This is a genomic window from Allobaculum sp. Allo2 (assembly GCF_022701175.1).
GTDB lineage: Bacteria > Bacillota_I > Bacilli_A > Erysipelotrichales > Erysipelotrichaceae > Allobaculum > Allobaculum fili.
Window position 1 is genome coordinate 929,200 of record NZ_CP078088.1, and the last position, 16,886, is coordinate 946,085.

Sequence of the window (16,886 nt, forward strand, 5' to 3'; positions counted from 1 at the left end):
CCGAATTCTGGATTCTTCCGGATGTGCAGTACTCTAAATAGGAAGATGTCCGCCGTTTTGATAGACTCTTTTGAAATCCGCAAACGTAAAAGCGAAAACAGGACGACAGTCCCGCTTTACCAGAGAAAAAATCGAAGCCGATCGACAGCTGCTTTCCGAAAGAAAAAGGGCTTACAACGCTCAGTACACTGAAAGTAGAAGCTTGATTTTGCCGTAAAACGCCGTTAGTGTGTCGAAAATGACCGATGCCTATCCAAAAACGGCAATATACCCCGGAAAACGAGAAACATCGGCTTTTGCAGAGCCGCCAGCGAATCCTGAATACGAGCTCAAAATGCGTGGTTCAGATTAAGCCGACTGAATCTTTGGTAAACCGATATGGAAAGAAGGAATCTCAATGAAAACGGTCTGGATTGCGACCGGCAACGCGCATAAAGCCGAAGAATTTGGGCAGATGCTCGGAAAGGACGTGCAGATTCGCACCCTGAAAGATCTTGAGAAGGAACCGGAAATTGTAGAAGACGGAAAAACCTTTGAAGAAAACGCGCTCATTAAAGCCCGTGCTCTGCATAAGCTGGTCAAGGCTTCCGTCTTTTCGGACGACTCCGGTCTGGAAGTGGATGCCCTGAACGGAGCCCCCGGCATTTATTCCGCCCGCTTCATGGGAGAAGACACCAGCTACGACATTAAGAATCAGGCGATTCTGGATGAGATTGCCGATAAAAAGGCGACGAAAGATCCGCCCGCTTCGTCTGCGCCATCGCCTGGATCGAAGAGGACGGTACCGAACACGTCTACCGCGGCGTAATGGAAGGACGGATTCATGATCGCATCGAAGGCGAACACGGCTTTGGCTACGATCCGATTTTCTACTATCCGCCATTTGGCACGACGAGCGCCAACGTTGCTCCGGAAAAGAAAAACGCGGCCAGTCATCGGCACAATGCTCTGGAGCAGATGATGAAAGACTGGAAGAAAAAGTCAGGTGCAAATAATGATTAACGTTGTACTTTATGAGCCCGAAATACCGGCAAATACTGGCAACATAATAAGAACCTGTATGGCCACGGGATCGGTTCTGCACCTGATCGAACCGCTTGGCTTCACGTTTGAAGACAAGTATCTGCGGCGGGCAGGTATGGATTATATAAAGGATGCGGACATCCGCATTTATAAAAACTGGGACGATTTTGCTTCGAAAAACCCCGAGGAGCGCTGCTTCTTTCTGACCCGTTACGGCAAGCAGCCGCCTTCTTCCTTTGACTTCTCCAACCCGGATGAAGATGTCTATTTTGTTTTAGGCAAGGAAAGCACGGGAGTGGATAAAGCCATTCTCAAGCGCAATATCGAGAGGTGCATGCGCCTGCCGATGGTGCCCAACGCGCGCAGTCTCAACCTGGGCAACTGCACGGCGATCATGGTGTATGAGGCGCTTCGCCAGCAAAATTATCCAAATCTCTCCTTTTCGGAGCAGCTCAAAGGCGAAGATTTTCTGGAAAACTATCAGCCGCCTGTACAGGACTAGAACATCCTCTCCTGTTTGCTGGCAGAACTGCACGCCCGGCAGAAACCTTGTATGACCCTTTGCGACCCGCTCACAGAAAACACATATGGCTGTCTGAACAATAGACATGAAGCGAAACCTTCCTGTCCTGGTTCAGACGGCTTTTTTGATGGACCTCCGCTCAAAGTCTTTATGTTATTCCGTTGCTATTCGCTTATAAAACGAGACGCTTTTTTCCAATGCCTTTCTATATATAAAGGGATAAAAATATATAAAGGGATAAAAATCTATAGGCTTTCTTAATCCTGAGGCGTGTTCAATCCGATACCTTTCTGGACGCAAATAAACCCGAAAACAGCCCGCTGCCTGGCGCATTTCGAACCGGTCCTTTCCTTATATAGGAAATACAGGAAGTAGGGAATACAGGAGGAGAAGACAGAAATACAGAAAGATCCGGATCCAGCCGCTCGACTGAGCACCTGACGAAGACGAGTTTGCCAAGAAGAGAATAAAGACGTGTGGGCCTGAGCAGGAAGTAAGCGTACAGGGATGAGTCTGCAGGCATCCGGACATCCTGGGCTAGGAATGCGTGAGGCGCATGGAGAGGCTTTCTCTTTCGTTTCTATATAGAAAGAGCGATAGAAAGAGCGGACGGCTTTTCGATCCATGGTCTGACGGATCGGTTGAAGGCTGAACAAAGGCAGCTCTTGCCGTATGCAGGCCGAAAAGAAAGGAAACAGGGCCGGCTTTAAAAGTTAACAGCCGTTAAGAATTTACCGGACCGGATGAGGGTGCCAAACTCCCCGAAAAGAAGAGGAAAATCATCCATTTTGCGATTCTGGCTCATAGCGGCCAGCCAATTTATCGTCCAAAAACCGACATACTCGGGTATTTGTCTGTCCTTGAACGTCCCTTAAACGGCCCAATTGGGTCAAAATCGGGGAAAAAGCCGTTTATGAATCGTTATGGTTGACGAAATCATACATATTGGATATCCGATTTTCTTCTGAAAAAAACATCATTTATGTTGTTCTAAATGGAATAGAGAAGTGTGCGAATTGCTTTCAAAATTTCATGAATTATCACACGAATTCCCACAAACTATTTTGAGGTCCTTTACTTAAAGGGCCTCAGGAAAAACCACGTTAGAAATTCTTAAGAAATTCCGAAGATATTTTTGGGGAATTTTGCGTCTCAAAATAAGTCGTGCTAAGGTATGGATGTTCGAAAAGAGGTGAGATAGAAATGAATTTTGTTGAAAAACACAGTAAACTTTTGGCAGTTGCCTTATGTCTTTGTGCTTCCGGCCCCATTCTTTCTACCGTTCATGCTTACGAAGTCCAGCCTGGCTGGCATTCCAATGGAGAAGTAAGTTATTATGTATTTGACGATCACCAGAGAGCGAAAGGTCTCACGGTAATCGACGGCGCAACATACTATTTCGATCAGAACGGAGAAATGCAGCGCGGCTGGCAGAATATCAATAACGAAACTTATTACTTTGATAATAACGGTCAGGCCGTAACCGGCAAATCAGAAATCCAGGGTATGACCTATAACTTCCAGCAGAGTGGTGCTCTTGCAGCCGGCTGGAACGAAGACGGTACCTACAGCAACGAAAAAGGATTCCCGGTAGCTTCCACTTGGGTTAACGACGCAACTGGAAAATTTTACCTGGATGAAAACGGACAGGCTGTAAAAAATTCCTGGAAGGATCTCGATGGCGGACGTTACTATTTTGACGAAAATGGACGTACCGTAATCGGTGAGATTCAGGCTGACGGAGCGGTTTATTATTCCGACGACCAGGGTCTTGTAAAGACTGGCTGGCGCGATGAAAACGGCGGACGTTACTACTATAACGAAAACGGCGTTCTTAACACCGATACACTGAAGGATGTTGACGGAACCACTTACGCGTTCAACGCAGACGGTTCCCTGATGACCAGCACCACAATCGACGGCTACAACGTAGACGAAAACGGTGTCGCAACTCTGATTCCTGTAGAACCAGAAGCACCGGTAGATACGCCTGTAACCGACAATACGGAAATTCTGGATACAACAGAGCCGACAGTACCTGCACCAGATCCTAACGACGTTGTCGAAGAACCTGGCGTTGTGACCCCTGTTGATACTCAGCCGGATTATTCCGATCCAATCGTTACCCCGGATCCAACTCCGACTCCGCAGCCGGATCCAGCTCCAGTAGAACCCACACCAGATCCAGCGCCTTCCTATGATAAGGCCAACACCATCTATCAGGCAGCCATGAGCCAGCTTGGCGTATTCCAGGACTGCACGATGCTCGTTACCAACTCTCTTGCGGCAGCCGGCATTAACTTCCACGGATGGCCTCAGGATTACGCAGTACTCGGTGACTGGACAAGCAACCCTGTTCCAGGTGATATCATCATCTACAGCGGACACGTTGCAATTTATGCCGGTAACGGCATGGCAGTACACGGCGGATTCAACGGCAACACAACCGTTCTCTTCTCTGTAAACTGCACTTCCGTACTGATTGGCTACATTCACGTACGCTAGAAATGAACTTCAAGCTGTCAGCAATTCGCTGGCGGCTTTTTTCATGGCTTCTAAGCCGCAAAAGCATAAAATCCCATTCCTGGTTCTGCCGGGATAGAAAATCCCCGTACAGAGCGATTCTTAGCCGGATATGAACCTTCTGCGTTTTGAAAAAGGCTCATTCCGGCTTTTGTATCGTCTTTTTGAGTGAAACCGCTTGCAGAAAGGGCCAGGTCGAAGGAGGAGGATTTTCAGAACGGGTGCGCAAAACGAGGAGGGAACAGGATACCCTGCAGATTTATCAGCGCATATGAATCGCACAGGAATAAGGAAGCGCAAAAAGAAAAAGCTTCGGTCAGACAACATCGCCAGACGATCAGACTGCGTAAACACCGTATTCACTTGAAACGCAAAAATATAGGCGAACTATATTTATGGCACTAAAACAATCTTAATTGTATAATGTCTATCCTTTGCTATCTTTGGACTTTCCGAATCAGGAGCTCATTTCCCCGGGATTTCCAAACTTTGGTAATGTGTTAGCGGTGATCTATTGAAAGAAAAGCCGTTTTTAAAGATTTCAAAAATGGTACTGCCCCTTATCTTTTAGGCAAACTCGATACTCACGCGCTCGTTTTGAGAGCGGTTCTTCTGGAAAAGAATCCCGTCTTTGAATCCAGAAAGCCGGTTCTCGAACGGTAAACTAGAGAAACGAAAGAACATTTATGAAACAAATCAAAACCGAAAAATTTACTGAAACTTCACTGAGCGTTCGCTGGTTTGTTCCTCTTGAGCGAAAAGACATCACATCCTGGAATCTGCTCAATGCCATGCTCAGTCGAAGTACTGAGAAATACAGCAGCCGCGAAGCCGCCGGCAAAGCCAGTGCGATGGCGTACGGCACCCGCTGTGCATACAGCCTCTGCGCCTACGGCAACTATTTGCGCATCGAATATGGCATGCGCTTTTTGCGGGAAAATCTGATCGGCGAAAAAGCTATACCGCTTTACTGATCGATCTGTTCGACCAGCACCTGTTTCATCCGCTGCTTACCCAGCCGGTATTAGACGAGGCCAAGTATCTGCTGCGTCTCAACCTGAGCTCCATGGCCCAGCAGCCGGATCTGCGCTCGCTGGAAATGGCGTTTCAGGCGTTTACGGACTACGAATCCGTATCGATCCCGATCCGCGGCGCCATCGAAGACATTGACCGCGTCACCCTCGAAGACATTCGCAGCCTGTACTCCAGACTGATGAAGACGCCCTGCGAAATGATCAGCTGCGGTACGTTCTCGGAAGAATTCAGCCGCCATATCGACAGATCCATCGACTCGCAGGACATTTACACAACGTGGGAAAAGTTGAAGCGTTTCCAACGCCTGTTCGCGTCAGCGAAGAGCGGGAAATCGCGCAGAGCGCCCTCTGTCAGGTGTACACGACGGACATTCTTCCCGACGATGACGACTACTATGCGCTTCTTGTTCTCGACTCGCTTTTAGGCGGAAGCTCCGTATCGCTTCTGTTTGAAGAAGTGCGCGAGAAAAACAGCCTGTGCTATTCGATCAGCACATCGCTCGTTCGCTTTTCCGGCCTGCTGCTCATCACGACCGGCGCGGCGCGCAGCGCGCTGCCTAAAGTCGAAGAGCTCGTCCGTCACATTCTGGAGCAGGTGAAAAACAAGGAAGTGGATCCGGCGACTTTTGAAATGGTCAAAGCCGAAATGATCGACAGCCTTAAGGGCCAGTCGGATAGTGCCGCGCGCATGATTGAACAGGAATTCCTGAACCAGATTCTGCACCGCACTGACGATATCGGCGATGTGATCGAAAGCGTCCGTGCCGTTACCCTTGACGATGTAGCCCGCGCAGCCGGCAAGCTGAAACTCGCGGTAACGTCTTCGGTCATGCAGGCCGAAGCGAAAGGACCGCAGGGAAAGGAGCAGTATGCCGCTTAACATGGAACGAAAGAGAAGACGCTTGCCAACGGCATGAAAGTCATTCTCATTCATAAACCCGATTACGCCCGTTCGCTCTTCATGATCGGCATTCCCGCGGGAAGTACAAATCTGAGCGATGATCTCAACGGCGAGCGGATCGATCATCCGCAGGGCTGTGCCCACTTTCTGGAACACCAGATGTTCCGCCTGAACGGAAAAGACGTGACGTACGATCTCGCCGCCGTACAGGCCAAAAGCAACGCCTACACGTCCTATAACGAAACGTGCTACTACATCTGGACCAACGACGATCCGATTCCGCCCCTCGATATCCTGATCGATTTTGTTCAGACGCTCGACATCGATGAAGCGAGCGTCAATAAGGAAAAGGGAATTATCCTTTCCGAGTACTCGCAGTACGAGCAGGAGCCGGAAATGCGCCTGCTGCGGGAAACCTTTTCCTCGCTGTACGTCAATCATCCGATGCGCGAGGAAATTCTCGGCCGCCCGGAAGACATTCAGAACATGAAACCGGAAGATCTGAAGGCGTTTTACGAGACCTGGTACGACCCGTCCAATCTCGTTCTGGTCGGCGTGACCGGTCACGATCTCGACCCGCTTATGGACTGGATCGAAAACAAGGAAAAGGAATACCCGGCGAAGCTGGCGGTTCCTTCCAGAAAAGTGCTCCCTGAAGAGCCGGAAGACGTGTGCCGGCGCAAGGCCATCATCCCGATGGACGTGGATCTGACCTACGTCTGCCTGGGCGTCAAGATGAAGCCGCTCACGGGCGATACCCGCGATCAGATTCGCAAGGACTACATGCTGAACCTGTGGCTGAACGGACGCTTTTCCACGCTGAATCCGGAATGCCAGAACTGGATCGATCAGAAAATCATCGGATCGATCTTCGGTGCCGAAGCGGATCTTGATGACGATCACGCCTACATTCTGATTTACGCGCAGAGCGATCGACCGGAAGAATTTTGCTGGACGATGAGTGAAATTCTCAACAAGAAGCAGCCGCTCTCCCAGGAAATTTTCGAATCCGTTCTGATCCGGGACAAAGCAAGCGCCATTCGCATGTACGACAACTTTGACGGTCTGGCGTCCGCAACCGTTCGCTACGGCTTCGGTCTGGGGGATCCGTTTGAAGACCTCGACATCCTCAACTCCATTACTCTGGACGATCTCAACGCCTACATCGCTTCGCTCGATTTCAGCCATACGAGCGAAACGTTCGTGCAGCCGATCAGCAAGGAGGAAGACTTCCTGGACGAAGAACCCTCTGAAGGCTTAGTGGCGTAAACGGCTGGGATCCCTATTTCGAGACGAGCCTTGAACCGGATCCAATCGACAGACTGACGATTGGATCCGGAATGGATCAAATGCGCCGAAAACATGATATTCATTTAAAAAGCGGTCATTCTCATCAATCAAATGCATGAGAATGGCCACTTTTCTTCGATTGTCATGAAATAGGCGATTTGAGCGATTCTGCCTTTCTTTCTATACTGAGCGTGTTTTCAGCAGAGCTTTATCCGAAAGAGAAGAGAGAAGGAAAGGAGGAAAGACATGAATCAGTTCTGTCTGGCAGGCAAAATCGCTTCGATTCCAGAATTGAAAACCAATCCGCAAGGCTGGAAAACGTGCAGCGTTCTGATCGAGGTCGAACGCCCGTTCGCCAATTCCAAAGGCGAGTTTGAAAGCGATCTGATGAGTCTGGAAGTGTGGCGCGGGGCAGCCGAAACGCTAGCCAGCTGTGCCCGCCTGAACGCCTGGATTACCGCGAAGGGCCGCATTCAGTCCAGACCGCTTCAAAAGACGGACGAACCGTTTCGAACGTCACCCTGATCGCCGAAAAGATTGAATACATACACTGATACCGCCCATACACAGTCCAAAACGATCCGCCCCTCTTCCAGGACGGATCGTTTTGCCGTGCTGGCCGAGTCTACACTGGACAGGTACAATAGGAAAAACAGGGCGGAGCCAGAAAACGGATCTGCTCGTTTAAGGGGCGTGCGGAAAACGAAAGATCGTTTATTCGCAAGAAAAACGGAAACAGCCGGCAGAGTCAGCCGATCGAACGGGCGAAACATCGATCGACAGGCAACAAGCTTGTTTCCAGTAAAACAAAGGGGATCTGAGAATTTTAGGAAAGGAAAAGAGTATGGGATTACTGGATAAACTTGGCGAAGCGCGCGCTCGCCAGCAGGAAAAAGAGCAGGAGGAGCTGCGGCAGGAAGAACAGGAACTCGAAGCGCGTTCGCTTTATTTTCCCCTGAAGTCATTTGATCGAATTTTGCTGGAAGATCTCGAAATCACCCCTCTGGGTCATAACCAGGCCATTGTGGAATACGAAGACGAAGAGATCGGCTTGATTTACTGTCCGCTTGATGAAGAGCAGATTGAGGATCTCGAAGAAATCAATCTGTGCATCCACGACGGCAAGCTTTGCGTACAGCTCATTGCGGATGAAGACAGTCCGATTCCCTTTAAAAGCGGGATGACGGAAATGCGCTATGGCGATCTGCTCGAGGGCGTATCCGCAAAATCGGAAACCGAAAGGGAAGTCACTCTTCCCGACTTGCCGGCAGAAGGCGAAGAATACGAAAAAATCCGGATCGAGAAGCTTAAGCGTCCAGGAGAACCGTATAAACGACTGAGCGAAAAGAAAACGGTTTTGCGAACGGTTTAGAAATGGGAAATCGCTCAGGGAGCAGCTATGGACATTCGTTTTGAACAGGAAGAAAACCCGGTACTGGAAGAGAAGGTGCCACTGCAGATTCTGGAGGCGGCCGCATCCGGTAAGAATACGGAATACCGCCTGACGATCGGCTGGAAAAAGAAAACGGTAGAAGACCGCTATATCCGCCGGTTCTTTGCGGTGCATCCCCGGCGGGCAGATTATGAAAAGATGTGGCTTCCGCCCGAGGAAGCGGTCCAGTCCGACATCTGGAGACGACGGTTTCATAACGTGGAGGAGCTGGCAGCGCGAAGCGAAGCCGACCGGCTGTACTGGCAGGGCGCCATTGCGATCGACTGTATGGCCGAGAGCTTTCTCGAGTCCGAAGCCGCAGCGAACTGGCGGCTTTGCGAAGCCTTCGCCAGTCTGGCCGAAGCAATGCTGCTCGAACACTGGAACGAACTGCCCGCGCAGAGAAAGCCGCTTTGTAAACGATGGATCGCCTTGCTGGAACAGGGCTATGCCGTCTGGGGCTGGACGAAAGAACGTTTTGATTCCCTGTATTTTGCCCTTACGGTATATCTGATTGCCTGTATAGAAGAAGGCGCGTATGATGACGCGCTCGAACTTTGGAAAACGCAAAGCGATCAACTGGCTCAGCTGCAGAACCAGTCGGCGGAGTTGTGGATCACAGAAGCCAGAGCGCAGGTCGATCGGGTCGTTGAGCGTCTGGAAAATGTCGCAGCGGCCAAAGCCAGAAAGAGAAAGCGCACACGAAAGGGAAGTAAATAAGCCAGGGACATACATCCAGTAAATATGTCCGGCAAATACCTCTAGACGAATATGTCCAGCGGATTTCAGATTTGTCTGAGCTGGGCAGGGGCAGCTGAAAGAAAAGAATGGCGGCCTGCCGGACTGTACGGATGTACGCCTGCATGGCTGCATGGCCGCAGAGATACACCGCTGCAGGGCATGCCGGATCACCGAGTCCGTTCAGTCGGGTTTCGTCCGTTCAACAGGTGGATCGACAGAAAATGGTCCGCTTTGCGACACAATTGTGCCGGCAGAGCGGACCTTATTTTTGAAAATGCACCCAAAGAAAAAGCCGAAGACGAATCTTCGGCTTTTTAAACTCATGAGACTTACTTTGAAATCTATTAGGATTTGCGGTTGTAGTACTCAACAACGAGCAGTTCGTTGATTGGCTGGTCTTTGAACAGTTCGGCACGTTCCGGAGTGCGGAGGTATTTGCCTTTTTCTGATCTTTGTCCACTTCAACGAAGTCAACGGCAGCTGGAGCAGCTGCAAGAGCATCAACAATGAACGGTTTGTTTTTGTCTTTTTCAGCAACTTCGATTACGGAACCCGGGCGAACGGAGAAGGATGGGATATCCACTTTCTTTCCGTCTACCAGGATGTGACCGTGGTTGACGAGCTGACGGGCAGCGCGGCGTGTGCGAGCGAAGCCCATGCGGTATACGAGGTTGTCGAGACGGCTTTCGAGGAGAACCAGGAAGTTTTCACCGGCAGAACCGCCCATGCGGCTTGCCTTGAAGTAGAGGTTGGCGAACTGTTTTTCAGAGAGCTGATAAACGTTACGGATTCTCTGTTTTTCCTGTTTCTGGATACCGTAGTTAGTGAGTTTGATTCGGCGCGTTTTTCCATGCTGGCCGGGAGCATAAGGACGTCTGGCGAGTTCCTTGCCTGTTTCCGAAATGGAGAAGCTCAGGCGGCGGGAAACTTTCCAGGTAGAACCTGTCATTCTGGACATTTAGTTTTTCCTCCTATTGTCTTCGCAAAAAAACAATACCAGGATACAAATCTTCGTAAGGGGTGCCTGGGACGATGTTTTCTTCAGAACAGCTGGCTGTTACTCGCATCTCTTAAGCTCAGGCGCCTGACTCACGCATTTGTATGCTGTTTGAATCATGCCAAACCACTATATCAGCAAACCTTCCAGATGACAACCGATCGGACATCGCCTTTTTCGCAAACCTAAGCCGGAAGTGACGCTTCAGGACTGTCCAGATCCAGTACGCAGCGGGCAATAATATTGTAGAGGGAAAAGCCGCAGAAAAATCCTGCTCAAAATTGAAGAGATCCCGAAGACGGAACGCGGCTTTTTGTGACACAATAGAAACTGTTGAAGAACGTCCATAGTCCAGGCAGGCCAAGCCCGCGTGGTTTTGTGTGCGTTGTCTGTTATACTATAAAGCCGAATGTCAGGAGGATTATATATGGAAAATCTCTGGACCCAAGTCCGGGACTGGTGCCTGAATATGTACACGTATGTGACCAGACACGTTCCGATTGAGGTCATGATTTATATAGGAATTGCGATTGTTATTCTGATCATCGTTGGCATCATTTCCCGCTCCATGAAGAAAAGACGCGTTTCCCGCCGTCTGCACGACCTGGAAGCGGATGTCAACGACATGCTCGACAACAATCTCGAATTCAAATACCGCAAGGCCAGACAGTTTGCCGAAAACAACGAAGATCTTGCGGACCGGTTCAAGTCGATCAAGCCGAAATACAAGATCTGTCTGCAGTCGATCGAAGCCACGGAAGATCTGTACAACCGCGCGACGGAATACTTTACCCGTCATAAATATAAGAAAGCCGCCCGCGCGATGGACGAAGTCGAAACCGTTCTCGACGATACGGAAGAAAGAATCCGCATCGTGGAAGAATCGCTGGACCGCGTCATTTCCCGCGAAGACGAAGTCCGCAAAAATGCCTCCCGCATTATTGAACGCGCCGACAAGCTGAAAAAGGACTATGCCGAAAAACGCGACAGCTTCTTCAGCGGCACCGCCTACATGGATAAGATGATCAGTTCCATGGAGACGTCTTTGCAGAAGCTTGAAGAAGATCTCGGCCAGGCGCGCTTTGCCGAAGTCCGTGAAGACTGCGACAAAATTCAGAACGAATGCGATGAGTTTGAAGAAATCGCAAAAGTGTATCCGTCCCTGTACAGCCGGGCCAAAACCGAACTGCCGCAGGCGATTGAAGAAGTCAAGACGGCTGTGGCCAGGATGGAAGAAGAACGCATTGACGCGTCCTACCTTGGCGTAGACGACAAGCTCGACGCCATTTCCAATGCGCTCGAAGATGCCGTGGCCAGCCTCGATGAAGGCGACCTGAAAAAGCCGCGCCGGCGCTCGATGCCATCACGGATCAGGTGCTCGCCCTCAACGAAGACATCGCACAGGAGCATGTAGCCTTCAGCGAAATCCAGGCCAGCCTGGAAAACAACTTCGCCACCGTCGATCAGAGCGAAGCCGAACTGGCGGAAATTATCCGTCTGTACGCGTCCATCAAGGACCGCTTCGGTCTCGAAGACTGGACCGCCCGTTTTGCCAAGGCGCGTGAACAGCTCGACGAGCTGAAGACGCAGCGCGACCAGATTCAGAAACAGCTCGAAGAAAGCGAAGTTTACCAGGTCGAAGTCATCAGCGGATTCCGCTCCTTCATCAGCCGTACGGATGCGTTCGGCAAGGAAGTCGCCAACATGAAGCAGCTGCTTCTCGGTGCCTCTTCCGATGAAAGCCGCGCCCGCAAACAGCTCATCAAGCTCGAGCTGATTCTCAACGAAGTGCGTCTGAACACCAGCATTCGCAATCTGCCCGCCATATCCGAATCCTTCAACCAGGACCTCGAACGCGGCGAACAGAAAATTACGGATGTACAGAACGTACTCGAAAGCCAGACGCTCGACATCGACAAGCTGAACGGCACGCTGCAGGATGCCATCGATTTCATTTACAAGCTGTATTCCAACGCCAGCAACCTCACCGGCGTAGCGGTCATGGTAGAAAACGCCATCGTCTTTGGCAACCGTTTCCGCTCTTCCTATCCGGCCCTTGATTCGGATCTGACCAAAGCGGAAATGTGCTTCCAGAACGGGGAATATACCCGAGCACTCAAAATCGCCATGCAGGCTATCGAAACGCTTCATCCGGGAATTTATGAGAAGCTGATTGCCCGCAAGGATCCGGCGGTCATGAACCAGGTATGATTTATTTCGATCATGCAGCAACCACCCCTGTGAGCAGGGAAGTTGCTGCTCTTTTGTAAAACTGCTCGATGAATACGGAAACCCGGATTCCCTTCATCAGCAGGGAAGAAAAGCAGCAAAGCTTCTCGAACAGAGCCGCTCGCGCATCGCTTCCATGCTCAAATGCTCCCCGGAAGAAATCCTCTTTACCTCCTGTGCATCGGAATCCAATTCGATGGCGATCGTCGGCTATGCTTTAGCCAACAGGAATCGGGGAAACCGCATTATCACATCCAACTCGGAACATTCCTCCACGACGGCCGCGATGAACTTTCTCGAATCGATCGGCTTTGAAGTGGTCCGTCTGCCCATTCACGAAGACGGAACCATTCACGCCAAAGACGTACAGGACGCGCTGACGAAGGACACCCTGCTCGTCTCGCTCATTCACGTCTCCAATGAGACCGGCGCTATTACGCCGATCGGCGAGATTGCGGATGTTGTCCATACCCATCCCACCTGCGTCTTCCATGCGGACTGCACGCAAAGCTTTGGCAAAGTGGATATTCCTTTTGAAAAGCTCGATCTGATGACGATGTCTGCGCATAAGATCCACGGCATGAAAGGATCCGCACTTCTCAAGAAGAAAAAGAACCTTGTCCTTCAGCCGCTGATCTTTGGCGGCCAGCAGGAACAGGGCATGCGCGGCGGCACCGAAAACGCGCCCGTCCACATCGCGCTGGCCAAGACGATCCGTCTGGCACTCGAAGGCCAGAAGCAGACCCAGGCACAGATGAAAAAGTCCGGGATCACATCATCGAACGGCTCGATGAAATTCCCGGCGCGCACGTTCTCTCCCCGGAAAATGCGGCTTCCTCCATTCTTTGCCTCTGCTTTGATGCCATGACCAGCCAGGTCATGCAGAACGCGCTCGATGAGCGGGGAATCTGCGTTTCCGCCATCAGCACCTGCGAGTCCCGTTCCCATCAGGCCAACCCGGTTCTTCTGAACATGGGCTGTTCCTTAAAGGAAGCGACCCACAATATCCGCCTGTCCTTTTCGGGCGAAAACACCATCGAAGAGGCCGACGCATTTATCGACAGTGTAAAGGAGATCATCCAGGCTTATGGATTACCGTTATGACCATATTCTGATCCGGTACGGCGAACTTTCTCTGAAAGGCAAGAACCGGCAGAACTTCATTCAAAAGCTCAAAGACAATCTGAAAAAAGCGCTCAAGGGATTTCCGACGCTCGAACTCGAAACCCAGTACGACCGCATGTATCTTTATCTTCATGACGAAGATCAAAAAAGTGTGCGACATCGTCTCCAAAGTCTTTGGCATTTCCTCGTTTTCTCCGGCGATTAAAACGGAGCCGACGATGGACGCCATTCTCGAAGGCGTTAAAGCCAGTGTGGACTTAAGCACTCCGCACACGTTTAAAATCCGTGCAAGACGCCACGACAAAATGTTCGAGCACGATTCGGATTACATCAACCGCGCAGCGGCGACCGTCATTCTCAAAAGCAGCGACTGGAAAGTCGATGTCCACAATCCGGAAGTGACGATCCTGATCGAAGTCCGCAAAGATGCGGTCTACATCATGTCCGAGAAAATTCCAGGCGCCGGCGGATTCCCGGTCGGTGTCGGCGGACGGGCGATGATGCTGCTGTCCGGCGGTATTGACTCTCCGGTTGCCAGCTATCTCATGATGAAGCGCGGCGTGCATATCGAATGCGTGCACTTTGCCGCCCCGCCGTACACTTCCGCCGAAGCGCGTGAAAAAGTGTATGCGCTCGCCCGGCTGCTCGCTCCGTATCAGGGCGATGTTGTCGTTCATGTCGTTCCGTTTACCACGCTGCAGCTGGCCATTTATCAGAACGCGCCGGAAAGCTATGCGATTACGCTCATGCGCCGTATGATGATGCGCATTGCAGCAGGACTTGCGGAAAAACGCCATTGTCTCGCAATCGGTACGGGAGAAAGCGTTGGCCAGGTAGCCAGCCAGACGCTGGAGAGCATGTACGTCATCAACAACGTGACGAACATGCCGCTCATCCGTCCGCTCGTATGCATGGATAAGACCGAAATCATCGATATCGCCCGAAAGATCGGTACGTACGAAACGTCCATTTTGCCTTACGAAGACTGCTGCACGATTTTCACGCCGAAAAATCCAGTAACCCGTCCGAAACTCGAAAAATGCATCGAGTACGAAAAACGCTGGGACTGGCAGGAAATGGTTTCCGACTGCATTGAATACGCGGAAACCATCCGCCTTCATTTCGAAGAACCAAATAAAGCGGAAGACGATCTGTTCTAAGCCAGAATGTATTCAAAACTACAGGCAGGGAAGAATTTCCAGTTCGAAATTCTCCCTGCTTTTCTTTGAACTTTGCGTTTTGCGTTCTGCTCCTTGCCTGCTGCATTCGCCGTCTCCTTCTCGATCCAGATGCGAGGCGCACACAGAGCCTCTGTTCCCGTTTTGTCACCCGTTCTGACATCTTTGGGCTCCAGCTTCCCAACCCTTCCGCAAGCAAAGAAGACGGACGCCAAAATCCAGACGCGCCTAAAACCGGAGAATAGCGAGGGGCGCTTTATAATGAGGGCATGAACTGTCCAATCTGTCATCAGCCCCTGCATAAGGAAAACCGCACCTGGAAATGCCCGAACAATCACGCGTTCGATCAGGCCAGACAGGGGTATGTCAATCTCTGCCGCAAGCAGAAAGTCACCGGCGATAACGAAGCCATGTCGGCTGCCCGTACCCGCTTTCTCGAAAGCGGCGCCTATGATTTTTACGCGAAGCCATCGCGAAAAAGATCCACGACCTCCATCCCAGAATGTACATCGATCTTGGCTGCGGAGAAGGCTATTACACCCGACGCTTTGCCAAGGAAGTCGAAGAAGGATACGGCATCGATTTAAGCCGTCCTTCCATTGCACATGCCGCCGGTCAGGACAAGCAGACGCAATACATTGTCGGAAGCATTTTTGAACTGCCGTTTGCCGATCTGAGCGCGGATCTGCTGACATCGATCTTTACGCCGATCCCCGCAAAGGAAGCCAGACGGGTTTTAAAAGAGGACGGTTTACTGATCACAGTCGGACCCGGAAAAACCATCATAAGGAACTGAAGGAAGTCCTGTATGAAAACGTCCGTCTCAACGATGAGCCAAAACAGCCGGAAGGCTTTGAACTTGTCGATCGTACGGAGCTGAGCGAGCTCGTTCATGTCGATGACGTCTGGAGCCTGCTGGAAATGACACCGTATCGCTACAAGTCACCTGCTGAGGGCCTTGAGCGCGTCAAAAACCTGAAAAACGGTCTGGATGTCACCTTTGACTTTGTGATCAGCACCTGGAGAAAAGCAAAATGAGAACAAAAATAAAAAAATGGGGAATCAACGGCGAAGGCATCGCCTACGTCAATAAGAAGGCGGTCTTCGTACACCCGGTGCGATTCCCGATGAAATCGTGGATATCGATATTGATCACGACTTCGGCAGCTATGCGCAGGGTCATGTGGAAAAGATCGTCCAGGAAGCCCCGCGCCGGCGCAAATCGCCCTGTCCGATTTCGAAAGAATGCGGCGGCTGTGCGCTGATGCATGTCGACTACAAAGGCCAGATCCGCATGAAAGAGCAGATCCTTAAGGAAGCGCTGCGCCGCTATGCGCACTATGAAGGACCGATTTTTCCTGTCATCAAAAATCCGGATCCTCTGCAGTACCGCAACGCCTGCAAGCTTCCCTTCGGCTTAAAAGACGGCAAAGTCACCACGGGCATGTATGCGCGGGAAACCAATGATTTCGTTCCTGTTGAACGCTGTCTGATTCATGCCAAAGGTCTGGAACGGGCCCGCATGGAACTCAATACGCTGATCGACCAGTCCGGACTTCCCGTTGCCGATAAAGAACATCCGGAAGGCCTGAAAAATCTGGTTCTGAAAGAATTTGACGGCAAAATCCATATCGTTCTGGTTACCGGAAAGATGGACATCCCGGAACGTCTGGTTGAGCAGATTCTGGAAAAGTCAGATCATGCCGCTTCCGTCTGGCAGTCCATTAAGGAACCGGACGATCCGGAACACGAACTGTTTGGCCGTCAGATGCTGCATCTGGGCGGCGATATGAAAATGACGCTTACGCTGGGCGAGTTCACGCTGAATCTTCTGCCCAAATCGTTTTTCAGCTCAACACGAAACAGGCGCTCGCTTTATATACGCTGATC

At 50.9% G+C, this 16,886-nt stretch carries 18 protein-coding genes and 2 pseudogenes; 18 read left to right on the forward strand and 2 right to left on the reverse strand.

Translation table 11 applies throughout. From position 1 onward, the window contains the following. Window positions 1-397 precede the first annotated feature (397 nt). The 10 genes from KWG61_RS05365 to KWG61_RS05410 all read left to right on the forward strand — a co-directional run bounded on the left by KWG61_RS05365 (window position 398) and on the right by KWG61_RS05410 (window position 9,446). Entirely contained in the window at window positions 398-808 is a 411-nt protein-coding gene (locus KWG61_RS05365; protein ID WP_367614263.1) for a non-canonical purine NTP pyrophosphatase, read from the forward strand. Continuing rightward, window positions 769-1,002: a non-canonical purine NTP pyrophosphatase gene (locus KWG61_RS17125; protein WP_367614337.1), complete on the forward strand. Its 234-nt coding sequence runs from the start codon at window positions 769-771 to the stop codon at window positions 1,000-1,002. The genes KWG61_RS05365 and KWG61_RS17125 overlap by 40 nt, the downstream gene beginning before the upstream one ends. Further along, complete coding sequence (locus KWG61_RS05370; RefSeq protein WP_230267661.1) at window positions 995-1,525, forward strand: tRNA (cytidine(34)-2'-O)-methyltransferase; 531 nt, start codon at window positions 995-997, stop codon at window positions 1,523-1,525. Before KWG61_RS17125 ends, KWG61_RS05370 begins: the two co-directional genes overlap by 8 nt. 1,224 nt (window positions 1,526-2,749) lie before the next feature. Further along, entirely contained in the window at window positions 2,750-4,051 is a 1,302-nt protein-coding gene (locus KWG61_RS05375) for an NlpC/P60 family protein (RefSeq protein WP_230267662.1), read from the forward strand. A gap of 704 nt (window positions 4,052-4,755) precedes the next feature. Then, entirely contained in the window at window positions 4,756-5,043 is a 288-nt protein-coding gene (locus KWG61_RS05380) for a hypothetical protein (protein WP_242745179.1), read from the forward strand. Window positions 5,044-5,380: 337 nt separating this feature from the next. Next, window positions 5,381-5,983: a M16 family metallopeptidase gene (locus KWG61_RS05390; RefSeq protein ID WP_367614264.1), complete on the forward strand. Its 603-nt coding sequence runs from the start codon at window positions 5,381-5,383 to the stop codon at window positions 5,981-5,983. A gap of 33 nt (window positions 5,984-6,016) precedes the next feature. After that, window positions 6,017-7,273 carry a pitrilysin family protein gene (locus KWG61_RS05395; RefSeq protein ID WP_242745182.1) on the forward strand — a complete coding sequence of 419 codons (1,257 nt, stop codon included), beginning with the start codon at window positions 6,017-6,019 and terminating at the stop codon, window positions 7,271-7,273. A 267-nt stretch (window positions 7,274-7,540) separates the two neighbouring features. Next, window positions 7,541-7,819: a single-stranded DNA-binding protein gene (locus KWG61_RS05400; protein WP_242745183.1), complete on the forward strand. Its 279-nt coding sequence runs from the start codon at window positions 7,541-7,543 to the stop codon at window positions 7,817-7,819. A 319-nt stretch (window positions 7,820-8,138) separates the two neighbouring features. Further along, window positions 8,139-8,666 (forward strand): hypothetical protein, encoded by a 528-nt coding sequence (locus KWG61_RS05405; RefSeq protein ID WP_242745184.1) that lies wholly within the window; start codon window positions 8,139-8,141, stop codon window positions 8,664-8,666. Between the two features lie 27 nt (window positions 8,667-8,693). Then, on the forward strand, window positions 8,694-9,446 hold the full coding sequence (locus KWG61_RS05410; RefSeq protein WP_230267667.1) for a hypothetical protein: 753 nt from the start codon (window positions 8,694-8,696) through the stop codon (window positions 9,444-9,446). 365 nt (window positions 9,447-9,811) lie between these two features. On the opposite strand, the pseudogene rpsD reads toward KWG61_RS05410, so the two are convergent. Continuing rightward, window positions 9,812-10,425: pseudogene (gene rpsD / locus KWG61_RS05415) on the reverse strand (30S ribosomal protein S4). A 607-nt stretch (window positions 10,426-11,032) separates the two neighbouring features. Here rpsD and KWG61_RS05420 point away from each other — a divergent pair. The 5 genes and pseudogenes from KWG61_RS05420 to thiI all read left to right on the forward strand — a co-directional run bounded on the left by KWG61_RS05420 (window position 11,033) and on the right by thiI (window position 14,978). Further along, a pseudogene (locus KWG61_RS05420) lies at window positions 11,033-12,675 on the forward strand (septation ring formation regulator EzrA). 61 nt (window positions 12,676-12,736) lie between these two features. After that, complete coding sequence (locus KWG61_RS05425; protein WP_256460836.1) at window positions 12,737-13,561, forward strand: cysteine desulfurase family protein; 825 nt, start codon at window positions 12,737-12,739, stop codon at window positions 13,559-13,561. Beyond that, on the forward strand, window positions 13,489-13,797 hold the full coding sequence (locus KWG61_RS16025; RefSeq protein ID WP_256460837.1) for an aminotransferase class V-fold PLP-dependent enzyme: 309 nt from the start codon (window positions 13,489-13,491) through the stop codon (window positions 13,795-13,797). The genes KWG61_RS05425 and KWG61_RS16025 overlap by 73 nt, the downstream gene beginning before the upstream one ends. Continuing rightward, a complete protein-coding gene (locus KWG61_RS05430) occupies window positions 13,781-14,023 on the forward strand; it encodes a hypothetical protein (RefSeq protein WP_242745185.1) in 243 nt (80 codons plus the stop codon). Before KWG61_RS16025 ends, KWG61_RS05430 begins: the two co-directional genes overlap by 17 nt. Next, window positions 13,950-14,978, forward strand: coding sequence for a tRNA uracil 4-sulfurtransferase ThiI (thiI, locus tag KWG61_RS05435; protein WP_242745186.1), 1,029 nt, complete (start codon window positions 13,950-13,952; stop codon window positions 14,976-14,978). The genes KWG61_RS05430 and thiI overlap by 74 nt, the downstream gene beginning before the upstream one ends. On the opposite strand, the gene KWG61_RS05440 is transcribed toward thiI, so the two are convergent. Then, window positions 14,975-15,298, reverse strand: coding sequence for a hypothetical protein (locus KWG61_RS05440; protein WP_242745187.1), 324 nt, complete (start codon window positions 15,296-15,298; stop codon window positions 14,975-14,977). The two genes, thiI and KWG61_RS05440, sit on opposite strands and share 4 nt — an antisense overlap. Here KWG61_RS05440 and KWG61_RS17130 point away from each other — a divergent pair. The 3 genes from KWG61_RS17130 to KWG61_RS05450 all read left to right on the forward strand — a co-directional run bounded on the left by KWG61_RS17130 (window position 15,266) and on the right by KWG61_RS05450 (window position 16,884). Then, entirely contained in the window at window positions 15,266-15,583 is a 318-nt protein-coding gene (locus tag KWG61_RS17130) for a putative RNA methyltransferase (protein WP_367614265.1), read from the forward strand. The genes KWG61_RS05440 and KWG61_RS17130 overlap by 33 nt on opposite strands. Next, window positions 15,499-15,792 (forward strand): methyltransferase domain-containing protein, encoded by a 294-nt coding sequence (locus KWG61_RS05445; protein ID WP_242745188.1) that lies wholly within the window; start codon window positions 15,499-15,501, stop codon window positions 15,790-15,792. The genes KWG61_RS17130 and KWG61_RS05445 overlap by 85 nt, the downstream gene beginning before the upstream one ends. Window positions 15,793-16,131: 339 nt before the next feature. Continuing rightward, a complete protein-coding gene (locus KWG61_RS05450) occupies window positions 16,132-16,884 on the forward strand; it encodes a hypothetical protein (protein ID WP_242745189.1) in 753 nt (250 codons plus the stop codon). Window positions 16,885-16,886: the final 2 nt, after the last annotated feature.